The organism is Mesorhizobium norvegicum (assembly GCF_004919685.1).
Classification (GTDB): domain Bacteria; phylum Pseudomonadota; class Alphaproteobacteria; order Rhizobiales; family Rhizobiaceae; genus Mesorhizobium; species Mesorhizobium norvegicum.
The window spans coordinates 1-19,632 of sequence record NZ_SMYZ01000023.1 but is presented as its reverse complement, the minus strand read 5'-3'; the positions used below and the strand labels follow the sequence as shown (position 1 = coordinate 19,632).

Annotated in this window: 18 protein-coding genes; 8 read left to right on the top strand and 10 right to left on the bottom strand. The window is 63.0% G+C overall.

Annotation, left to right across the window (positions count from 1 at the left end; all coding sequences use genetic code 11):
* Positions 1–6: 6 nt before the first annotated feature.
* On the bottom strand, positions 7–2,082 hold the full coding sequence (locus FCU66_RS10210) for a prolyl oligopeptidase family serine peptidase (protein WP_136620527.1): 2,076 nt from the start codon (positions 2,080–2,082) through the stop codon (positions 7–9).
* A 66-nt stretch (positions 2,083–2,148) separates the two neighbouring features.
* On the opposite strand from FCU66_RS10210, the gene FCU66_RS10205 reads away from it, so the two are divergent.
* On the top strand, positions 2,149–2,802 hold the full coding sequence (locus FCU66_RS10205) for a hypothetical protein (protein ID WP_246093845.1): 654 nt from the start codon (positions 2,149–2,151) through the stop codon (positions 2,800–2,802).
* On the opposite strand, the gene FCU66_RS10200 is transcribed toward FCU66_RS10205, so the two are convergent.
* The 4 genes from FCU66_RS10200 to FCU66_RS42770 form a co-directional block, all read right to left on the bottom strand.
* Positions 2,794–3,954 carry an MFS transporter gene (locus FCU66_RS10200; RefSeq protein ID WP_136620528.1) on the bottom strand — a complete coding sequence of 387 codons (1,161 nt, stop codon included), beginning with the start codon at positions 3,952–3,954 and terminating at the stop codon, positions 2,794–2,796. The genes FCU66_RS10205 and FCU66_RS10200 overlap by 9 nt on opposite strands.
* Before the next feature lie 111 nt (positions 3,955–4,065).
* Positions 4,066–4,323 (bottom strand): MFS transporter, encoded by a 258-nt coding sequence (locus FCU66_RS42780; protein ID WP_425462848.1) that lies wholly within the window; start codon positions 4,321–4,323, stop codon positions 4,066–4,068.
* Complete coding sequence (locus FCU66_RS42775; RefSeq protein WP_425462847.1) at positions 4,320–4,694, bottom strand: MFS transporter; 375 nt, start codon at positions 4,692–4,694, stop codon at positions 4,320–4,322. The genes FCU66_RS42780 and FCU66_RS42775 overlap by 4 nt, the downstream gene beginning before the upstream one ends.
* Positions 4,648–5,232, bottom strand: coding sequence for an MFS transporter (locus FCU66_RS42770; protein ID WP_425462846.1), 585 nt, complete (start codon positions 5,230–5,232; stop codon positions 4,648–4,650). Before FCU66_RS42770 ends, FCU66_RS42775 begins: the two co-directional genes overlap by 47 nt.
* A gap of 259 nt (positions 5,233–5,491) precedes the next feature.
* Between FCU66_RS42770 and FCU66_RS10190 the strand changes: the two genes are divergently transcribed.
* The 4 genes from FCU66_RS10190 to FCU66_RS10175 all read left to right on the top strand — a co-directional run bounded on the left by FCU66_RS10190 (position 5,492) and on the right by FCU66_RS10175 (position 11,650).
* On the top strand, positions 5,492–7,069 hold the full coding sequence (locus tag FCU66_RS10190; protein WP_136620529.1) for a trimethylamine methyltransferase family protein: 1,578 nt from the start codon (positions 5,492–5,494) through the stop codon (positions 7,067–7,069).
* Between the two features lie 166 nt (positions 7,070–7,235).
* A complete protein-coding gene (locus FCU66_RS10185; protein ID WP_136620530.1) occupies positions 7,236–7,715 on the top strand; it encodes an endonuclease domain-containing protein in 480 nt (159 codons plus the stop codon).
* Positions 7,715–10,285, top strand: a complete 2,571-nt coding sequence (locus FCU66_RS10180; protein ID WP_136620531.1) for a GcvT family protein — start codon at positions 7,715–7,717, stop codon at positions 10,283–10,285. The genes FCU66_RS10185 and FCU66_RS10180 overlap by 1 nt, the downstream gene beginning before the upstream one ends.
* A gap of 9 nt (positions 10,286–10,294) precedes the next feature.
* The gene (locus tag FCU66_RS10175) at positions 10,295–11,650 is read left to right on the top strand and encodes a M24 family metallopeptidase (protein ID WP_136620532.1); all 1,356 of its coding nucleotides are present in this window, start codon (positions 10,295–10,297) and stop codon (positions 11,648–11,650) included.
* Here the strand turns inward: FCU66_RS10175 and FCU66_RS10170 are convergent.
* A complete protein-coding gene (locus FCU66_RS10170; RefSeq protein ID WP_136620533.1) occupies positions 11,615–12,442 on the bottom strand; it encodes a phosphate/phosphite/phosphonate ABC transporter substrate-binding protein in 828 nt (275 codons plus the stop codon). The two genes, FCU66_RS10175 and FCU66_RS10170, sit on opposite strands and share 36 nt — an antisense overlap.
* Before the next feature lie 90 nt (positions 12,443–12,532).
* Positions 12,533–13,543, bottom strand: a complete 1,011-nt coding sequence (locus FCU66_RS10165) for a fatty acid desaturase (RefSeq protein ID WP_168992047.1) — start codon at positions 13,541–13,543, stop codon at positions 12,533–12,535.
* Positions 13,544–13,772: 229 nt separating this feature from the next.
* On the opposite strand from FCU66_RS10165, the gene FCU66_RS10160 reads away from it, so the two are divergent.
* The 3 genes from FCU66_RS10160 (at position 13,773) to bmt (ending at position 16,432) form a co-directional block, all read left to right on the top strand.
* Positions 13,773–14,630 (top strand): helix-turn-helix domain-containing protein, encoded by an 858-nt coding sequence (locus tag FCU66_RS10160; RefSeq protein WP_013531192.1) that lies wholly within the window; start codon positions 13,773–13,775, stop codon positions 14,628–14,630.
* A gap of 73 nt (positions 14,631–14,703) precedes the next feature.
* Positions 14,704–15,306: a DUF1989 domain-containing protein gene (locus FCU66_RS10155; RefSeq protein ID WP_136620534.1), complete on the top strand. Its 603-nt coding sequence runs from the start codon at positions 14,704–14,706 to the stop codon at positions 15,304–15,306.
* Between the two features lie 103 nt (positions 15,307–15,409).
* Positions 15,410–16,432: a betaine--homocysteine S-methyltransferase gene (gene bmt / locus FCU66_RS10150; RefSeq protein WP_168992048.1), complete on the top strand. Its 1,023-nt coding sequence runs from the start codon at positions 15,410–15,412 to the stop codon at positions 16,430–16,432.
* A 16-nt stretch (positions 16,433–16,448) separates the two neighbouring features.
* Here bmt and FCU66_RS41055 read toward each other — a convergent pair whose 3' ends face one another.
* From FCU66_RS41055 to FCU66_RS10135, 3 genes are all read right to left on the bottom strand, one after another.
* Positions 16,449–16,718: a hypothetical protein gene (locus FCU66_RS41055; RefSeq protein ID WP_168992049.1), complete on the bottom strand. Its 270-nt coding sequence runs from the start codon at positions 16,716–16,718 to the stop codon at positions 16,449–16,451.
* 365 nt (positions 16,719–17,083) lie between these two features.
* Positions 17,084–19,234, bottom strand: coding sequence for a vWA domain-containing protein (locus tag FCU66_RS10140; protein ID WP_136620536.1), 2,151 nt, complete (start codon positions 19,232–19,234; stop codon positions 17,084–17,086).
* Positions 19,235–19,236: 2 nt separating this feature from the next.
* The coding region (locus FCU66_RS10135; protein WP_136620537.1) for an RNA polymerase sigma factor at positions 19,237–19,632 on the bottom strand (396 nt) is incomplete at its 5' end.

Sequence of the window (19,632 nt, the reverse complement as noted above, 5' to 3'; positions counted from 1 at the left end):
TTCCGGTTATGCCTTCCCGGTCAGCGCCCTTTGCAGGAAGACATACTTCATCGCCGTTTGCGCCGCCTGCGGCCGGCGGTCGCCACGCCCGCCATGCCCGCCTTCTGTCTCCTCGAAGAACAGCGTCTTGGCATGGCCGGCTTCCTGCAGGCTTGCGGCCATCTTGCGCGCATGGCCGGGATGGACCCGGTCGTCCGCGGTCGAGGTGGTCAGCAGCACAGGCGGATAGGCGGCGGCGCCGTCGACATGCTGATAGGGCGAGTAGGCTGAAAGCCATTTCGCGTCTTCCGGTTTTGACGGATCGCCATATTCGGCCATCCACGAGGCGCCGGGCGGCAATTCGGTGTAGCGCAACATATCGAGCAGCGGCACCTCGATGATGACGGCGCCGAACAGCTCGGGATGCTGCGTCAGGGAAACGCCGGTCAGCAAGCCGCCATTCGAACCGCCCTGGATGCCGAGCGAGCTTGCTGTCGCGATGCCGCGCTTGACGACATCCTGCGCAACTGCCGCGAAATCGTCGAAGCCGTTCTGGCGATTGCCCTTGAGCGCCGCCTGATGCCAGGCCGGGCCGAACTCGCCGCCGCCGCGGATGCAGGCCTGCACATAGGCATTGCCCTTTTCCAGCCACAGCCTGCCGCGCACGCCGGCGTAGCCTGGCAGCAGCGGCACTTCGAAACCGCCATAGCCGTAAAGCAGCGTCGGCACCGGACCCTTCTGGTCGCGCCGCCTGACGACGAAATAAGGGATCATTGTGCCGTCCTTCGAGCGCGCCTCGAACTGCTCCGAGATCAGCGGCGAGGCGTCGAAACGCGCCGGCTGCGATTTCACGGTGGCGAGCGTCTCGCCATTGTCATCGGACCAGATGATCGAGCTCGGCGTCAGGAAATCGGTGAAGGAGAAGGAGACGGTCGAGCCGAAGTGCTCGGCATGGCTGATGCCGACATTGCCGTTTTCGGGCAGCGCGACCGGTTTCAGCGACCAGCTGCCATCCCTTCGCTCGCAGACGACGACCTTGCCGCGCACATTGTCCATCAGGCTGATGAACAGCCGATCCTGCGTGCGGGCAATACCGGCGATGGAAACGCGATATGCCGGCTCGAACAAGGTTTCCACAGGTCCGAGCGCGCCGGTCTCGACCCAGTGCACCAGATCCAGCGAATAGAGGCCGTCAGGCTTGCAAACCGTGCCGTTGGGCGTCGTCCATGGGCTGCGCACGCCGAACACGAGCTGATCCCTGAAGATTGCCGTATCGGTCATGTCGTCCGGCAGCGGCAGCTGTTTGTTTTCGCCGGAAGGCAGCCGCACGAAGATGTGCGAAGCGAAGAAATTGAGCGTCCGGGCCAGGATCAGGTAACGCCTGTCGCCGTCGAACTCGACAGCAGCGCCCACGGCGAGATCCTCTTTTTGCGCCTCGAAGATCGGTGTCGCGTCTTCAAGCTTGGTGCCGCGCTTCCAGAGCTTGATCACACGCGGATAACCGGAGTCGGTCTTGTCGGACTCTTCGAACGCGGCGGAAACAATCACGGTGTCCTTGTCCAGCCAGCTGAAGCCCGACTTCGACGCCCGCGCGTGAAACCCATCTTCTACGAACGATTTAGTTTCGATGTCGAACTCGCGCATCTCGCTGGCGTCCCCGCCATCGGGCGACATCGAGACCAGGCAAAGATTGAAGTCCGGATAAAGCCGGCTGGCGCCGCTGAACACCCATTTGATCCCCTCCTTCGCCGCAAGCTGGTCGAAGTCGATGATCGTTTCCCATTCCGGCTTCTCGGTCTTGTAGGAAGCGACCGTCGTGCGGCGCCAGAGGCCGAGCACATTGGTCTTGTCCTGCCAGAAATTGTAGACGTGACCGGCGATGGCGGCACCAACAGCGATGTTGTCCTCGGCCGTCATCAGGTCGAACGCGGTCTGGAACGACACCTGATAGGACGGATCACCCTGCAGCTCGCCAACCGTGACCTCGTTCTGGCGATGCACCCAGTCGAGCGACTGCTCGGCTGTCCTGTCTTCCAGCCAGAGAAAGGGATCATTGGTCGAAGAAGCGGAATTTGGCAGGCTCTGTGTGGTCGACTTGGTCATATGGTCTCCGGTAAACTCATCAAGGCTCGGTGTCGCAAACATCGTCATGCCACTACCGAAATTCAATTGGAACGCGCGAAAGAAGCGACCTCGCCAAACCGCATCAACCGCGAAGCCTTATCCAGCCATGTCTCGCTACGAGGAAACCTCATGCAATTTCTCTACGTTGCGAAACAGAAATTTGGTCCGTCCAGTGGCACGGAGTGGACGAAATACGTCGAGTGGTCAGGCCTCACCCAATTGACCGAGGTCGTCACACTCGATGGAATGCTCGGCCCAGTCGTGCTTGACGAGACAAAGGACAGCTACTGGCCCCACATTGTGAACGAGGACTGGATGCTCGATTTCTTTGTGGATCTGGATTTCCTGCTTTCGGAACTGGCGGATACGAACAAATTGAACATGTTAAGCGTGATCCGAAAGCCATCGGCGGACGTGCGGTCGGTTGATTGGGGCGGCTTCACCTTCCTGGGCTACGACTTGTTGGATCAAGAAGTTGCCATAAGTGCGTTGACCAATTGCGGCGGCTTCCCCGACGTATTTGCGAATTCGGAACTGTCCCACGTTGGGCTGATACCCGACTTTGATCGTGCCGCTGAAATTCAGGACATGCTGCGCCGGATGCACCCTGAGGAACGTCACGCCGATTGTGACATATGGGCAATTTCGAGATGGCAAGGCGATGACCGGCTACCGCATCCCCCGATCGCATCAGGCTGACCTTCGACCAACGACGCTCGCGATCGCCAGCGCCAGGCACATCAGGCCAAGCGTGATCGGTAGCCCACCGGCACCCAGCACATCCATGGCGCCACCCGCCAGTGGCGGCACGGCGATGCCGCCAACACCCCACATCAGCGAGAAGGCGGCATTGCCGGCGACCAGTGTCGAACCGGTGAAGCGCTCGCCGAGCTCGATGATCGACATCGTGTAGATGCCGTAGGAAACGGCGCCCCAGACAAAGATCATCGGCCAGATCAGCGGCGACTCGATGAGAAGCGGCAGGAGCAGGCAGCCGAGCACCGTGATCGCAACGCAGGCAAGCCGCACCAGGCGCGCGGAAAGCCTCTCCGCCAGCAGACCGAGCGGCACCTGCATGGCGATGTTGCCGGCAATCATCACCGACAGCAGCGCCGACATGCGGGTTTCAGTGATGCCGTGATGGGTGCCATAGACCGGCAGCAAAGCCAGCGCGCCCTGTTCGAAGCCGGCGGCTACCACGACGGCAAACAACAGCAGCCAGGCCAGCGGCACGAAGCCCAGGACGGAAACCTGATGCCCGGCCTCGTCCACCTTCGGCAGCCGCGGCAGCACCGAGGCCAGGCAGATACCGCACAGCACGAAGGCGAAAATGCCGACGAGGAAGGGCGGCCAGCCTTCCGTGTCGACGGCAAGCAGGCACAACGGCCCGGCCGCGAAACCGGCCGAGATGATCGTCGAATAGACACCCATGACACGGCCGCGCCGGGCCGGCGGCGCCAGCGCGATCACCCAGATCTCGCTCAGTACATAGAGCGGATTGGTCACCACGCCGATCAGGAAGCGCAGCGGAAACCACAGATAGACATTCTGCGTCCAGCCGATCAGCGCCAGCACGATTGCCGACAGGGCAGCACAAATGAGCGCCGTGCGCCCTGCCCCAAACCGCCGCGCCAGCGCCGGGATCAGCGGTGACGACAGGATGAAGCCGACCGGCGTCATCGCCGCCGACAGGCCAATCATCGCCGGAGAAACGCCCTGGCGCTGCAGGATGAAGCTCAACAGCGGATAGGACAGCCCCTGCGCGATGGCGAACACCGAGACGGTCGCGATCACACCGGTAATCGCGGCCCATTGCATCGTCTCGTCGTCGTTCGATTCCGCCAGAGTCATTGTGCGCACCGCCATCGGGCTGCAGGATTAGCGATTGAGTTGGGTGGAGGTAAGCCCCCGGCGGGCGAAAACCGCATGCTCCAGACAATGCTTGTCAGGAGGCTGGGCCTGTCAGGAAGCTCGGCGCACCGACGAGCGATACAGCGCGAACAACACCAGCACTGCATCGAGGCCGGCGATCACGACCGGCAGGCCGAGCGGTCCGATGCCTTGCATGAGCAGACCGGCACCGGGCGGGCCGACGATGCCGCCGGCACCCCACATCAGCGCAAAGGCGGCGTTGCCGGCGACCAGCACAGAGCCCTTGAACCGGCTGCCGAGCTCGACCAGCGCCATTGTGTAGACGCCGTAGCCGACAGCCCCCATCACCAGCAGCACCACCAGATCAGCGGTGTCATGATCAGCAGCGGCAGCAGGGCCGCGCAGGCGCTCGTTGCCAGCGCACAGACAATGATCATGGCGCGGCCGCCAAAACGCTCCGCCAGAAGGCCGAGCGGTATCTGCAGCAGGATGTTGCCCAGCGACAGCGCCATCACCAGCGAGGCGAGCACGGCTTCCGCCAGACCGTAACTGGCGCCGAAGACCGGGACCAGCGCATAGGTGCTCTGCTGGACCGCGGCCGAGACAAGCACGGCAAGCAGCAGCGCCGGCGCCATTTTGGCAAAGCCGACAAGGCCGCTGGCAGGCTGGCCGTCATCCTCGAAACCGGTCAGCTTTGACGAGACGGCGTGCAGGATCACCGCGCAGAGCGTGAAGCCGGCGACACCGACAAGGAAGGGCGCCCAGCCCGAGCAGGGTCAGCGCAAATGGCCCGGCCGCGTAACCGGCGCCCATCAGCGTGTTGAACACGCCCATCACCCGGCCGCGCCGCGACGGCGGCGCCAGCGACAGCGCCCACACTTCGCCGAGGATGTAGAGCGGGTTGATGACCACGCCGATGATGAAGCGGATGACGAACCAGGCCACCCAGTCCTGCAGATAACCGATGCCCAGGAAGCAGAGCGCGCCGATCAGCGAGCAGCCGACCGCCAGGTTGCGCGCACCGACCAGCCGCACCGCCGCGGGCACGAACGAAGCCGACAGGATCAGCCCGAGCGGCATCATCGCCGCCGACAGGCCGATTAGCGCCGGCGACATGCCTTGCTTCTGCATCAGGAGCGTGAACAGCGGCGAGCTCAGCCCTTGCGCCGCGCCGAACATGGCAAGTGCCGCGGTGACGCCGGCAAGCGCTGCCCACTGCGTTCCCGCTTCGCCTTCGCTCGAGCCGGTCGCGACCATACTGATGCTGTCATCCATATGAAGTGCTGGCCATCCGGCCAGCGAGCCCGACTAGCTACGGGTTCGACCTGGGGAAAGGAAGGGCCGGCAGGCGAAATCCGCTTGCGCCAACGGGGTGGTGGGATCTAGCCGATGCCACGGCCGCGCAGCTGCCGTTCCGGCATGTCGCTTCCCTCGCCCTAGTGGTCGCCGCCTCCGCAATGGCTGGACAGTCGCCGGTCCATTATGCCGCCCGCTATCGCATCGTACGAGGACCATCATGACCGCCGCCCTACAACCCTTGGAACCGGCATTGGCCACCGACCGCGCCCGTCGCGGCGGCCGCGCCGGAAAGCGCGCCGGCGGCTCGGCCGCGTTCGAGCAGCCGGCTTTTCGCCAGCTGAGAAACCCGCTGACGCCGACCAGGCTCGTCTCCGACGACGAACTGGAATCGATCCACCTCGCTTCCTTGCGTGTGCTGCGCGAAATCGGCGTCGACGTGCTGCATGACGAAGCCCGCAGCATCATGAAGGCGCATGGCGCCGACGTGCGCGAGGGCAGCGAGCGGGTGCGCTTCGACAGCGACATGATCCTCGAACTTGTGTCGCACTGCCCTTCGGAGTTCACCATCCATGCCCGCAACCCCGCGCACAATGTGCGCTTTGGCGGCAACAATGTGATCATCTCGATGATGGCGTCGGCGCCCAATTGCTCCGACATCGATCGCGGCCGCCGGCCCGGCAACCAGCAGGACTACCGCAACTTCCTCAAGCTCGCGCAGATGCACAACATCCTGAACTGCACGGGCGGCTATCCGGTCGAGCCGACCGATATCCATCCGTCCGTCCGCCACCTCGAATGCATCCGCGATCTCAGCGTGCTCACCGACAAGGTGTTTCACATCTATTCGCTCGGCAAGGAGCGCAATGTCGACGGCATCGAGATCGCCAGGATCGCGCGCGGCATCAGCCACGAGCAGATGCTGGAAGAGCCGTCCGTCTTCACCATCATCAACACCAATTCGCCGCTCAAGCTCGATGTGCCGATGATGGAAGGCATCATCCAGATGTCGAGCAAAGGCCAGGTCGTCGTCGTGACGCCGTTCACCCTGTCGGGCGCCATGGCGCCGGTGACCATCGCCGGCGCGCTGGTGCAACAGAACGCCGAAGCACTGTCCGGCATCGCCTTCGCCCAGATGGTGCGCAAGGGCGCGCCCGTCGGCTATGGCGGCTTCACCTCCAATGTCGACATGAAGTCCGGTTCGCCGGCCTTCGGCACGCCGGAATACATGAAGGCGCAGCTCGTCGGCGGTCAGCTTGCCCGCCGCTACAACATCCCCTACCGCACCTCCAACACCTGCGCCGCCAACACGGTCGACGCGCAGGCGGCTTATGAAAGCGTGTTCTCGCTGTGGGGCGCCATCCAGGGCGGCGGCAATCTGATGATGCATGCCGCCGGCTGGCTCGAAGGCGGCCTGCGCTGCTCCTACGAAAAGACCATTCTCGACATCGACCTGCTGCAGATGGTGGCCGAATTCCTGACCCCGCTCGACCTTTCCGAGGAGGCACTCGGCTTCGACGCCATCCAGTCGGTTGGACCGGGCGGCCATTTCTTCGGCACCCAGCACACGCAGGACCGCTACAAGACCGCCTTCTACTCGCCGATCCTCTCCGACTGGCGCAATTACGAGACCTGGGCGGAAGCCGGCTCGCCGACGGCGCTCGAAAAGGCCAACAAAGTCTGGAAGGAACGGCTTGCGTCCTACGAAGAGCCCTATATGGACCCGGCCATCCGCGAGGAACTCAACGCCTTCGTCGAAAAGCGCCGGTCCGAGGGCGGCGCGCCGACCGATTTTTGATCGGCAGTGTTGGTTTGATGAACTGATCATTCGTATGGATTTGATGAACGGTCGACCCCCACTCCGTCGAGCTTCGCTCGACACCTCTCCCCCGATCGACGGGGGAGAGGAAGGGCGCGAGCATGCACCGGCTGGCACCTTTCCTCTCCCTCCGGAGGGGGGAGAGGTGGCGCCGCGAAGCGGCGACGGAGTGGGGGAAGCCGTTCATGAAACGCGCAGTCGTCGCAAAATAGGGACAACGAAGAGAGCGCGTAATCTCCGGCAAGCAGGCAATCAGGCGGAAGCACTGCTTTGGCTTGAACTGAAGGCGCGAAAACTTGGCGGCTATCGCTTTACGCGTCAGTTCTCCATCGGCCCTTTTGCAGACTTCGCTTGCCGCGAAAAATGGCTTGTCGTGGAAATCGACGGACACCAGCACGCCGGCAGTTCATATGACCGCCGCCGCGACGACTTCATGCGCGCTGAAGGCTATTCGATCCTGCGTGTTTGGAACCACGACGTCCTGAAACATCGTACTCCGGTCTGTGAAACCATCCTCGCCGCGCTTGATGGCAGGCTGGCCGAGAACATCGCTGCATCCGATCTTCGCTTTGTTTTCACACCCCGCCCACCCGGTTCAATCTCTTCAAAAACGGATCTATCTTGATGAAATCTCACGTAAAAGCGGTTGTCATCGGCGGCGGCGTCGTCGGCTGCTCGGTTCTCTACCATCTGGCCAAGGCCGGCTGGACCGACATCATGCTGATCGAGCGCTCGGAGCTCACCTCCGGCTCGTCCTGGCATGCGGCGGGCGGCTTCCACACGCTGAACGGCGATCCCAACGTCGCCAAGCTGCAAGCCTATACGGTGCAACTCTACAAGGAGATCGAAGAGCTTTCCGGCCAGTCCTGCTCGCTGCACCTGACCGGCGGCGTGATGATGGCCGATACGCCCGAGCGCATGGACTTCCTGCGACTGGCTCACGCCAAGGGCCGTTATCTCGGCATGGACACCGAACTGATCACGCCGTCCGAAGCCAAGGCGATGTTCCCGCTAATGGACGAGACCAATTTCGTCGGCGCCATGTGGGATCCGGTCGAAGGCCATCTCGATCCGTCCGGCACGACGATCGCCTACTCCAAGGCGGCCAAGAAACTCGGCGCCGAGATCGTGCTGCGCAACCGCGTCGTCGAATTGACGCAGGAGGTTGACGGCACATGGAACGTCGTCACCGAGCAAGGCACGGTGAAGGCCGAGCATGTCGTCAATTGCGGCGGCCTGTGGGCGCGTGAGATCGGCCGCATGGTCGGCGTCGAACTGCCGGTGCTGGCCATGGAGCACATGTATTTGCTCACCGAACCGATGCCGGAGGTCGAGGAATTCAACAAGTCGACCGGGCGCGAGATGATCGGCGTGCTCGACTTCAAGGGCGAGATCTACACCCGCCAGGAGCGTAACGGCATCCTGCTCGGCACCTATGAGAAGGCCTGCAAGCCGTGGTCGCCGGTCAACACGCCGTGGGATTTCGGTCATGAATTGCTGCCGCCCGATCTCGACCGCATCGCGCCATCGCTCGAAATCGGCTTCAAGCATTTCCCCGGTATCGAGAAGGCCGGCATCAAGCAGATCATCAACGGCCCCTTCACCTTCGCCCTCGACGGCAACCCGCTGGTTGGCCCGGTGCAGGGCCTGACCAATTTCTGGTGCGCCTGCGCCGTCATGGCCGGCTTCAGCCAGGGCGGCGGCGTTGGTCTCGCACTGTCGAACTGGATGGTGCATGGCGATCCCGGCTTCGACGTCTGGGGCATGGATGTCACCCGCTTCGGCGAATGGGCCGGCCTGCGCTATACCAACGCCAAGGTGCGCGAAAACTATTCGCGCCGCTTCTCCATCCGCTTCCCCAATGAGGAACTGCCGGCAGCACGCCCGGCACAGACGACGCCGCTCTACGACACGATGCTGGCCAACAACGCGGTCATGGGCGACAGCTGGGGTCTCGAAACCCCGCTCTGGTTCGCGCCGAAAGGCAAGGAGCCCAGGGACATCGTCTCCTTCCACCGCTCCAACGATTTTGGGCCGATCGGCGAGGAAGTGCGCGCCACGCGTGAGCGTGTCGGCGTCACCGAGATCGCCAACTTCGCCAAATACGAAGTGTCGGGACCTGCGGCCGAGGATTTCCTCAACCGGCTGATGACCAACCGCATGCCCAAGACCGGCCGTATCGTGCTGACGCCGATGCTCAACGAATTCGGCAAGCTGATCGGCGACTTCACCATCGCCAAGGCGGCAGAAGACCGCTTCATGATCTGGGGCTCGTCGGCGGCGCAGAAATACCACATGCGCTGGTTCGAGAAGCACCTGCCGAAAGACGGGTCGGTGCGCATCCACCGCTTCGACCAGACGCTGGTCGGCCTGTCGATCGCCGGGCCGAGCGCGCGGGATTTGCTGCAGAAGCTCGTGGATACGGACATCTCGACCAAATCCTTCCGCTTCATGGATTTCCGCGAGATGGCGGTCGGCGGCGCGCCGTGCGTGGTCAACCGCATCACCTACACCGGCGATCTCGGCTACGAGATCTGGATGGCGCCGGCCTATCAGCGCCTCGTCTATCAGGCGATCAAGGACGCCGGCGAGGAGTTCGGCCTGGTCGATTTCGGCATGCGCGCCCTGCTGTCGATGCGCCTCGAGAAGAACTTTCCGACCTGGTTCCGCGAGTTGCGGCCGATCTACGGACCGTTCGAAGGCGCGATGGACCGCTTCATCAAGCTGGAGAAAAACGACTTCATCGGCCGCGAGGCAGCCGCCAAGGAACAGGCCGATGGGCCGAAACTGCGCCGCGTCTCTTTCATCGTCGATGCCGCCGACGCCGACGTCATGGGCGACGAACCGATCTGGGCCAAGGTGAGCAAGGACTATGGCACGGTGGAAAAGCCGCATGGCTATGGCGCGCCGCGTTTCGACAAGGGCGGCAAGGAAATACGCGGCTCCAAGGCTGCTGAAGGCGCGTCCGCCGTGCGCGGCATCGTCGACGGCGACTGGCGCGTTGTCGGCTGGGTCACCTCGGGCGGCTATGCCCACTATGTCAGGAAATCGATGGCGCAGGGCTATGTGCCGGCGGCTCTTGCCGAGGACGAAAGCGCCGGATTGTTCGAGATCGAGATCCTCGGACACCGGCGGCCGGCCCGCATCAATGTCGAAGCGCCGTTCGACCCGAGCGGCGAGAAGATGCGGACCTGAGGCGCGACCATGGACAGCGCGGGGCCAAAGGGCAGCTTTGGTCGCCATCGCAAGATCATGCCGTTCGAGCTCGGCTCGATTGAGGCTTTGCGCGACGCCTCCCGTCAGAAGGCGGCGTCACTCAACCAGCATGTGCTGGGCTATGGCGCACAGGCGGAAGCTGAATGGGCAGCGGCAGGCATTGCCGCGCCCGACTTGGCCGAAATGCGCCAATACCGGCTCGAGCGCATCCGCGCCGAGCTGAAGCGCCGCGGCTATGCGGGCGCCCTGCTCTATGACCCCGTCAACATCCGCTACGCCACCGATTCGACCAACATGCAGCTGTGGGTGGCGCACAACCCGACGCGGCATTGCTTTGTCGCCACCGAAGGGCCGGTGGTGCTGTTCGACTATTTTTCTTGCGAGCACCTGTCCGACCATTCCGGCGTCGTCGACGAGGTGCGGCCGGCGGTGTCGTGGATGTATCTCTATGGCGGCGAGCTGACGGAACAAAAAGTCCGCCGCTGGGCCGCCGGCATCGCCGATCTGGTCAGGCAACATGGCGGCGGCAACAGCCGCATCGCCGTCGATCACATCAATCCGGAAGGCGTCGAGGAACTGGCTCGCCTCGGCATTTCCATCGGCAATGGCGAAGCGGTGATGGAAAATGCGCGGTTGATCAAATCGTCAGACGAGATCCTCGCCATGCGCCGCGCCATTGTCGCTTGCGAGGCGGCGATGGGCGAGATGGAACAGGCTCTTAAGCCCGGCATCTCAGAGAATGAATTGTGGGCGGAACTGCATCGCGGCAACATTGCACGCGGCGGCGAATGGATCGAGACACGGCTGCTGACGTCAGGCCCGCGCACCAATCCATGGTTCCAGGAGTGCTCGTCGCGCAAGATCGAGGCTGGCGACCTTGTCGCCTTCGACACCGACCTGATCGGCCCCTACGGCTTCTGCGCCGACCTGTCGCGCACCTGGCTGTGCGGCGATACAAAGCCGACCAATGAACAGCGCGACCTGTTCCGCATCGCCGCCGATCAGATCGAACACAACACGGCTCTGATGCAGCCCGGCATCTCGTTTCGCGACCTTGTCGAACGCTCGGCGGTGCCGCCCGGCGACTGCTTCCCGACGCGCTATGGCGTGCTCTATCACGGCGTCGGGCTGGCCGATGAATACCCGACGCTGCCGCATGCCAGCGACTGGACATCAGACACGCCGGACGGCGTGCTGGAGCCCGGCATGGTGCTGTGCGTGGAAAGCTATATCGGCCGGCTTGGCGGGCGCGAAGGCGTCAAGATCGAGGAGCAGATCCTGATCACCGAGACCGGCAACGAGCAGCTTTCAACCTATCCGCTGGATGCGAGGCTGCTCGGCTAGTCCGGCAAGTGCTTCTCGCATTGCCCTGACTGTCCTTTCCGGTGTGGTTGCGGCGGTGATGTAAGGCAGGCCTTTGCGCCGTCCCGTCCAGCCGACGACCGCCACCTTTTTCGCCGCCGGCTCGAAACGTTGCGCCAGCGCCCAGCTCTCACAGTCGATCGCCGCAACATCGGCCCTGCCTTCGGCAATGGCGACGATCGAAGCGCGGTGGCCGCCGCTTTCGCTGCGCGAGGCAAACATGTCCAGACTCTCGCCCATCGCATCGAGGTCGCGCGTCAGTCCGAGGAATCCCGACATCGAATCGAGACTGTTGAAGGTGAAGCGCTTGCCACGGATCAGATCGAGCGGGAGCAAGGGGCTGCCATCCGCAGGCGATCGAACCACCGGCCCCTCGCCTGTCCGCATCACCAGCGCACTCGAATAGAACTCGCCCTGCCCGCCTTCATAGGCGTCGTAGCTCGGCTGGCCGACCACCTGCACATGCTTGGACAGGCCGAGCTCCATCGGTCCCCAACAGGTCTGGGCGAACAACAGCGCCGGGTGCACCCAAAGTTTGTGAAAGTCTAGTTCCGGCGGCGGCAATGTCCCCGGGTCCGGCGCGAACACTACTCCGGCAACATCCCTTATGCCGCCCGGCACCGACGGCAGGTCACCATTGCGGCGCACCAGGGTTTGCGGCGCGTCGATGCCCTTTTGCCGGAAGGCATCGCGCAACCGCGCCCATTGGGCGTCGACCTCGCCGCGCACTTCGGGCCAGTCATACATCGGCAACGCCGCAACCAATTCACTCATGCCGACACTCAATCATCACGTCTGGAAAAAGGATCGCAAAAACGCGGCGTCCAATCAGAATTGGCCGACACAGGTCCCATACGGCCGGAATTATTCCTTGGGCGGCTCGGCGGGAACCGGCGCACTGCCAAGCCCGCTGATGCTGCGCGCTCTGATGCGCGGCTTGAAGGCCCTGCCCGGCTCGGCTTGGCGCCGCAGCACCGGGTGCACGATCGGCTCCTTCGCCTTGAACGCATAGGCTTTGATCAGCGCGAAATAGTTCGGATAGGCATAGCCATTGTTCATCCGCAGCCATTCCTCACGGCGGTCACGAAACAGCTTGGGCAGCTTGTACCAAGCCACGGTCGGGGTCTTGTGATGGACGAAGTGCAGATTGTTGTTGAGGAACAGGAACGACAGCGGCGAGCGCTCGACGATCACCGTGCGGCCTTCCGGATGTTCCGACCATTGATGCTCGGCGAACGTACGGATCGAGATCAGCGACTGGCCGAGCCAGACCGGCACCAGAATGTAAAGCCACAGCGGGATGCCGAAGCCGAACTGGACGATCGGCAGCACGATGGCAAGGCCGATCGCATGCAGCAGCCAGGCCTTGCGGATCGCCTTGTCGCCGGCGATCATCTGCTTGGCGTCGTCGATGAAGAAGCCGACGCAGGACAGCCAGGGGCCGAGCACGAAGCGGCCGGCCATGGTGTTGTTGATCTTGAGCAGGAATTTCATCGTCGGCGGCAACTCGTCATGCTGCCAGAGCGCCTGGTAATAGCTCTCCGGATCGTCCAGCGGGTCGGTCAGCCGCTCGTCGGCGTGGTGGCGCAAATGGATGGTCTTGAAACGGCGGAACGGCCAGACCAGACCGATCGGCAGGAACACGAAGGCTTCGTTGACCCGCGCGTTGCGTGTCGGATGACCGTGCAGCACTTCGTGCATGATCGAGGATTGCAGTGCGGCGGTGAAAGCCAGGACGGCAAGCGCCAGGACGGGGTAGGATGGCCAGAGCAGGAAACCAGTGGCGAGCCATGTTGCGTAACAGAAGAAGGCGAGTACCACGGTCGGCCACTCGATGGCCGGTACGCTGTGTCGCCTGATGCTCTTGCTCGTCATGCTATCGACCACTGTCCCTCAGTCGCCGGAACCCCAATTGGTTCCTGACAGCATTGTGTCAGGAGAAATGATTCCACTCAACGAGACAAAGTGCACAAACTGTTGCGATTGCGCATTTTTAACCGCACATATTATACATTGTAAACAAACTTGGGGATTCATTTACGCCTGAGGCACGCTCCCAGAGGCTTCGGCGCAAATTTTTCCTCAATCGGCCTGGAGCACGAACATGGACAAGCGCGACCTGTCGACGATCTTCCGCGAACGCCTGAAAATGCTCTTGACACGCTCCGACCTCAACCAGTCGGCCTTCGCGACCGCGGTCGGCATCGACCGCTCGGCGCTGTCGCAGCTGCTGTCGGGCGCCTCGACCCGCCTGCCCCGCGCCGAAACGCTGCTCAACATCGCCGCCGAGTTCAAGGTGTCGCTCGACTGGCTACTCGGTCTCAGCCAGGACGAGGGCCTCACCGGTGAAATCCGCGAGAGCCTGGAGATCGAGGAAGCGCCCGACGGCTTCGATCGCACGCTGCTGGCCAAATGGCATGCCGAGGCGGCCGGCACCAAGATCCGCTACGTGCCGGCCGGCATTCCCGATCTTCTGCGCACCGAAGCGCTGGTCGACTACGAGGCGGGCATCGCCAACAAGAGCCGCCTGGCGCAGGCCGGCGAAACCCAGTACCGCATCGACTACAACAGGCGGCCGGAAACCGACATGGAAGTCTGCATGCCGCGCCACACGCTGGAGATCTTTGCACGTGGGCTGGGTGTCTGGGACCGTTTCCCGGAAGCCGACCGGCGCGCCCAGCTGCTGCACATGGCGACGCTGCTCGACGACCTCTACCCGACCTTCCGGCTGTTTCTCTATGACGGACGGATGCGCTACTCGATCCCCTACACCATCTTTGGGCCCTATCGTGCCGCCATCTATGTCGGCGACATGTATCTGGTGCTCAACGCCACCCAGCCGATCCAGACGCTGATCCAGCATTTCGACAATCTGATCCGCGCCGCCGACATCAATGCACATGAGGCGTCTGGCTTCGCGCACAGGCTGGCCGGCATGTCGTTTCCAACAGGCACTGTCTGAACTTCGGCAATCATGGTCCTCTGGCAGAGCCTCGTCCCGGCCACGCCATTTCCATTTTTTTGAAGGACAACTCATGCCAGACCCGCGCCGCATCGTCGTTCCTCCCCAGTCGGGCCGCTCCATCCGCGTCTCTCGCGGCGACCTCGTTCGCATCATTGATCCGAAAGGCCAGCAGGTCTCCGATCTCTGGGCTTTCAGCACCGAACCGACGCTCGACTGGCTGAGCACCTCGCAGACCCGCGACATCACCGAGCGGCTTTTTCCCGGCATCGGCGACAGCTTCTTCAGTGCCGCCGCCAGGCCGATGCTGACGCTGGTCGAGAACGCATCGCCCGGCCCGCATGATATGCTCTACCCCGCTTGCGACAGCGCGCTTTACGAGCGCGCCGGGTTTCCCAATCATCCGAATTGCCGGGACAATCTGATGCAGGCGCTTGCCACGGAGGGCATATCGCTGCCTTTCGCCCCCGATCCTGTCGATCTCTTCCAGAACTCCTTGCCGGAGCCCGACGGCCGGCTGGTGGTTTCCGCGTCGATCAACCCGCCAGGCGGCTATGTGACGTTGCGCGCCGAGCAGGATCTCCTGCTGGTAATCACCGCTTGCTCGGTTGACTATTATCCAACCAATGGCGGGATCTGCACCGAAATCCACGTCGAGGTCACCTCGACACGGTGAGGAAACGCCTCCGATCTGATGCCGGCATCGCTGCAAAATCATTGACTACACATAAAGACTTCTTTATATCCTTATTCGACTTCGAAACATGAAAGCCAATCCGATGACGACCACCAACCCGATCGATGCGCTGCTGGCTGAAAAGGGCGTGCTGCTGGCCGATGGCGCCACCGGCACCAATTTGTTCGCCATGGGTCTGGAGGCCGGCGAGGCACCCGAACTGCTGAACGAGACGGCGCCCGACACCATCACCAGCCTGCACCAGAATTTCGTCGATGCCGGCGCCGACATCATCCTCACCAACTCCTTTGGCGGGACCCGTCACCGCTTGAAGCTTCACCATGCGCAGGACCGCGCGCATGCGCTGAACAAGCGCGCCGCCGAACTCGCGCGCGCCGTCGCCGACAAGGCCGGCCGCAAGGTCATCGTCGCCGGCTCGGTCGGTCCGACCGGCGAATTGCTGGTGCCGCTTGGCGCCATGACCTATGACGAGGCGGTCGACGCCTTCGCCGAGCAGATCGAGGGCCTCAAGGAAGGCGGCGCCGAAGTCGCCTGGATTGAGACAATGTCGGCTCCGGATGAAATCCGCGCCGCTGCCGAAGCGGCGATCCGCGTCGGCCTGCCCTACACCTATACCGGTTCCTTCGACACCGCCGGCCGCACCATGATGGGCCTGCTGCCGAAGGACATCCACGGCGTCACCGACGGGCTTTCGCAGGCGCCGCTCGGCGTTGGTGCCAATTGCGGCGTCGGCGCGTCCGACATCCTGGCCTCGCTGCTCGACATGACCGAGGCGAAGCCGGAAGCAACGGTGATCGTCAAGGGCAATTGCGGCATCCCCGAATTCCGCGGCACCGAGATCCATTATTCCGGGACGCCCGAACTGATGGCCGACTATGTGCGCCTCGCTGTCGATGGCGGCGCCAAAATTATCGGCGGCTGCTGCGGCACCTCGTTCCAGCACCTTGCCGCCATGCGCAAGGCGCTCGACGCGCACACCAAGGCGGATCGTCCGACGGTTGCCGCGATCGTCGAGCGCATCGGTCCGATGCGCAACAAGGTGGCGACGGAAAACACTGCCGAGACCAGCGAAGCCCGCCGCGAGCGCCGCCGCAGCCGGGCCTGACCTTGTCGGTTTTCGATTATTCGCTGTTGTCGGCGTAGCTCGACTGCGCCGACTTGAAGTCGACCACATTGTCGCCGCGCATCGTCATCAGCGCGCCGGATGAAACCGGATCGGTTATCTGTTCCAGCATGGCGCGGAAGCGGTCGTTGGTCAGCGCCGACATGGCGGTGTGGCGCGCCTGCGCGACATCGTCGCTGATACGCCTGGATTCTGATGATGGGGCTGATGAAACCGCCGAGGCGTCCCGCGCCGGAGGTATCGAGTTGGCGATAGTCCTGATCTGCAATTCCGGCTCCCTCAAGCCCAGTACACCCGTCCTGTGTAACAAGGAGGGGGTTGCGATCCGGTACCGGAAATGCGGCGCAATTTAACGATCATGCAGGTTAACACTGCGCCTCGGATCTGTTGAGATTCAGGTCAGGCCGAGTCGAGAATGGTGGTTTTCGAGAACCGGAGCGGAGCGTACTTAAAGTACGTGAGCACCGGAAGCGCAGGGAACCCGCATTCGCAGGCCGGCCTCACCTGAATATCAATAGATCCGAAAAAAGGCCGGCAAGGGAATGAATCCCTCGCCGGCCTGCCTCACCCGCCCGTTGGTCGGTTTCCCATGTCAGAACGATCCCATCTGAAAGAAACCGGCCGTCATCACCACTACCGGTTACCGCCCAGCGCCGAGGCAAGGCGCACAAGCGAGAGGAATTCGGACCTGTACCCAAACGGGTCGGCTCCTCGAGCGGCAGTGGCAATCTCCATGATCTTGTCGTAACCGAACTTCGCGGTCGCATCCTCGTCGCGGAGCTTCTGGCCGAAGGCGGCGACAGCGACGGAGAACCGCTGGTCGGTGCTGGCCTGGTCGAAGGACGAAATCTCGTTGGCCGAGGTCACCGGCGTGGTGATCAGCTTCGAGACGTCCTCGTTCGGCAGCTTGTAGCGGATCTTTACGAAGGCATATTCGTCCGCATTGGCGACGCCGCCATTGTCCACCGACGCCTGGCCATAACGCAGCGGATCGATCTGCTCGCCACCGCTGCCCTTGGGCGTGATCTCGTAGATCGCGGTGACCGAGTGGCCGGAGCCGATATCGCCGGCATCGACGCGGTCATTGTTGAAATCCTCGCGGTTCAAGGCGCGGGTCTCATAGCCGATCAGGCGATATTCCGAGACCTTGTTCGGGTTGAACTCGACCTGGATCTTCACGTCCTTGGCGATGGTGAACAGCGTCGAGGAGGCGTCCTCGACCAGCACCTTTTCAGCCTCCGCCAGAGTGTCGATATAGGCGGCGGTGCCGTTGCCGTTCTGCGCGATGGTCTGCATCATCTGGTCGTTCAGATTGCCGCGGCCGAAGCCGAACACCGACAGGAAGACACCGGTCTTGCGCTCCTTTTCTATCAGCCGCTTCAGATCATCGTCGTCGCTCTGGCCGACATTGAAGTCGCCGTCGGTGGCAAGCATCACCCGGTTGACACCATCCTTGACGAAGGATTTTTGCGCCAACCTGTAGGCTTCCTTGATGCCCGCCTCGCCGGCCGTGCTGCCACCGGGCGTCAGATTGTCGATGGCACTGAGGATCTTGTCCTTTTCGGACGCCTTGGTCGGCTCCAGGACTGTGCCGGCGTCACCGGCATAGGTGACGATCGAGATGGTGTCGTCCGCCTTCAGCTTGCTGACCAGCAACCGGAAAGCCGATTTGAGCAGCGGCAACTTGTCGGGCTCATCCATCGAGCCCGAGACATCGATCAGGAAGACCAGATTGGCCTTCGGCTGCTCGGCCGGCTTGACGTCAAACCCCTTGATGGCGACATGCATCAGCCTGGTCTGCGTGTTCCACGGCGTCGGCATCACGCTGACGGTCGAGTTGAACGGCGTCGAAGCCAAATCCGGACCCTTCCAGTCATAGGGGAAGTAGTTGATCATCTCCTCGACGCGCACCGTATCGGCCTGCGGCAGGTAGCCCTGCTTCAGCGAGCTGCGCACGAAGGAATAGGAGGCCGTGTCGACGTCGATCGAGAAGGTCGAGACCGGATCCTCGAGTGCCGCATGCACCGGATTGGTCTTGAAATCCTCGATCCGGTCGCGGTTTTCCGGTTGCGGCAGCATCTGGTCGGCCGGCAAGGTCGACGGCTGCTGCACCATCAGCTTGGACTCGGCCGACATGCGGGCGACCCGAGAGGTGCTGGGCGCGCTTGTGGTGCCGTCCAGCGCAAACTCGCCCGCCGGGGCTGGCGCAGGAGGTGCAATATTCATGATCACTCTTCCGGCGCCAGAGGCATCCTGGCGGGGAGCGCCCGTCGCCGATTCCTGCTGTGCCGCACCGCCGGCAACGGTCGATTCGGATTTCGGCGGCGAGGCCGGCGCCACAAGCGCATCGGTTGCGTCGCGGCTTTCGACATCGGCGTCGGCCTTCTTGTCCTTCTCCAATTCGGTGGGAGCCTGCTTCGGCTCGGCTGTCGTCGGCTTCACGGTCGCCGGCTTGTCGGCCAGCGTCTCGCTGATCTTCTGGTCGCCGCCGAATTTGGGCGGCTGCTCCCTCAGCAGATGGAAGGTGGCGTATCCGGCGATCGGCAGGGCGACGAGCCCGGCAAGGGCCGGCGTGGCAATGAGTTTCTTTTGCATGATCTCGCTCCAGAGCTTTTGTGCTCGCTCTGTGAGACGAAGCCCGCCAACCGATCCTTGGGTGACAGCAGAAATATTTTCCTGATCGTATGCGCGCAGGGCGGCTTCAAAAGCACGGGCCTTCGCGCTCTCGCCGGGCGCTGGCACTGCTGCGTCGCGCAGTCTGTTGAGTTCGTTGTCGTCGACCATGGTCACACTTCCCCGGCCGAGCGCATCAGCGTCTTCAGCCGTTTCTTCGCTTCATGGATGTGCCAGGAAACCGTCGTCTCCGAGATCGCCATCGCCTCGGCGGCGGCCGCATGGCTCAACCCTTCGCCATAGACCAAAAGCACCGCGTCGCGCTGCTTGTCCGGCAATTGCCGCACCGCCGCCCACAGCGCTTCGGCCGGGTCTTCCGGTTCGGCGGAAGTCTCGCCCGAGATCAGCGCATGAACGCCGTAAGCCTCGGTCTTGACCGTCTCGCGCGCGGTCTTGCGCATCATGTCGCGCGCGGCGTTCATCGTCACGGAGTAAAGCCATGTCGTAAAGGCGCCGCCGCCGCGATAGTCGCGGATTGCCTTGCCTAGCTGTGGAGCCTCAACAGGTTG

Bases quoted from the DNA above. Each gene is read 5' to 3' on its own strand.
- FCU66_RS10170 (WP_136620533.1), bottom strand. From the start codon at position 12,442: ATGAGTGAATTGGTTGCGGCGTTGCCGATGTATGACTGGCCCGAAGTG.
- bmt (WP_168992048.1), top strand. From the start codon at position 15,410: ATGACGACCACCAACCCGATCGATGCGCTGCTGGCTGAAAAGGGCGTG.
- FCU66_RS10210 (WP_136620527.1), bottom strand. From the start codon at position 2,082: ATGACCAAGTCGACCACACAGAGCCTGCCAAATTCCGCTTCTTCGACC.
- FCU66_RS10155 (WP_136620534.1), top strand. From the start codon at position 14,704: ATGCCAGACCCGCGCCGCATCGTCGTTCCTCCCCAGTCGGGCCGCTCC.
- FCU66_RS10200 (WP_136620528.1), bottom strand. From the start codon at position 3,954: ATGACTCTGGCGGAATCGAACGACGACGAGACGATGCAATGGGCCGCG.
- FCU66_RS10165 (WP_168992047.1), bottom strand. From the start codon at position 13,543: ATGACGAGCAAGAGCATCAGGCGACACAGCGTACCGGCCATCGAGTGG.
- FCU66_RS10175 (WP_136620532.1), top strand. From the start codon at position 10,295: ATGGACAGCGCGGGGCCAAAGGGCAGCTTTGGTCGCCATCGCAAGATC.
- FCU66_RS10140 (WP_136620536.1), bottom strand. From the start codon at position 19,234: ATGGTCGACGACAACGAACTCAACAGACTGCGCGACGCAGCAGTGCCA.
- FCU66_RS10180 (WP_136620531.1), top strand. From the start codon at position 7,715: ATGAAATCTCACGTAAAAGCGGTTGTCATCGGCGGCGGCGTCGTCGGC.
- FCU66_RS10160 (WP_013531192.1), top strand. From the start codon at position 13,773: ATGGACAAGCGCGACCTGTCGACGATCTTCCGCGAACGCCTGAAAATG.
- FCU66_RS10190 (WP_136620529.1), top strand. From the start codon at position 5,492: ATGACCGCCGCCCTACAACCCTTGGAACCGGCATTGGCCACCGACCGC.
- FCU66_RS42770 (WP_425462846.1), bottom strand. From the start codon at position 5,232: ATGGTCGCGACCGGCTCGAGCGAAGGCGAAGCGGGAACGCAGTGGGCA.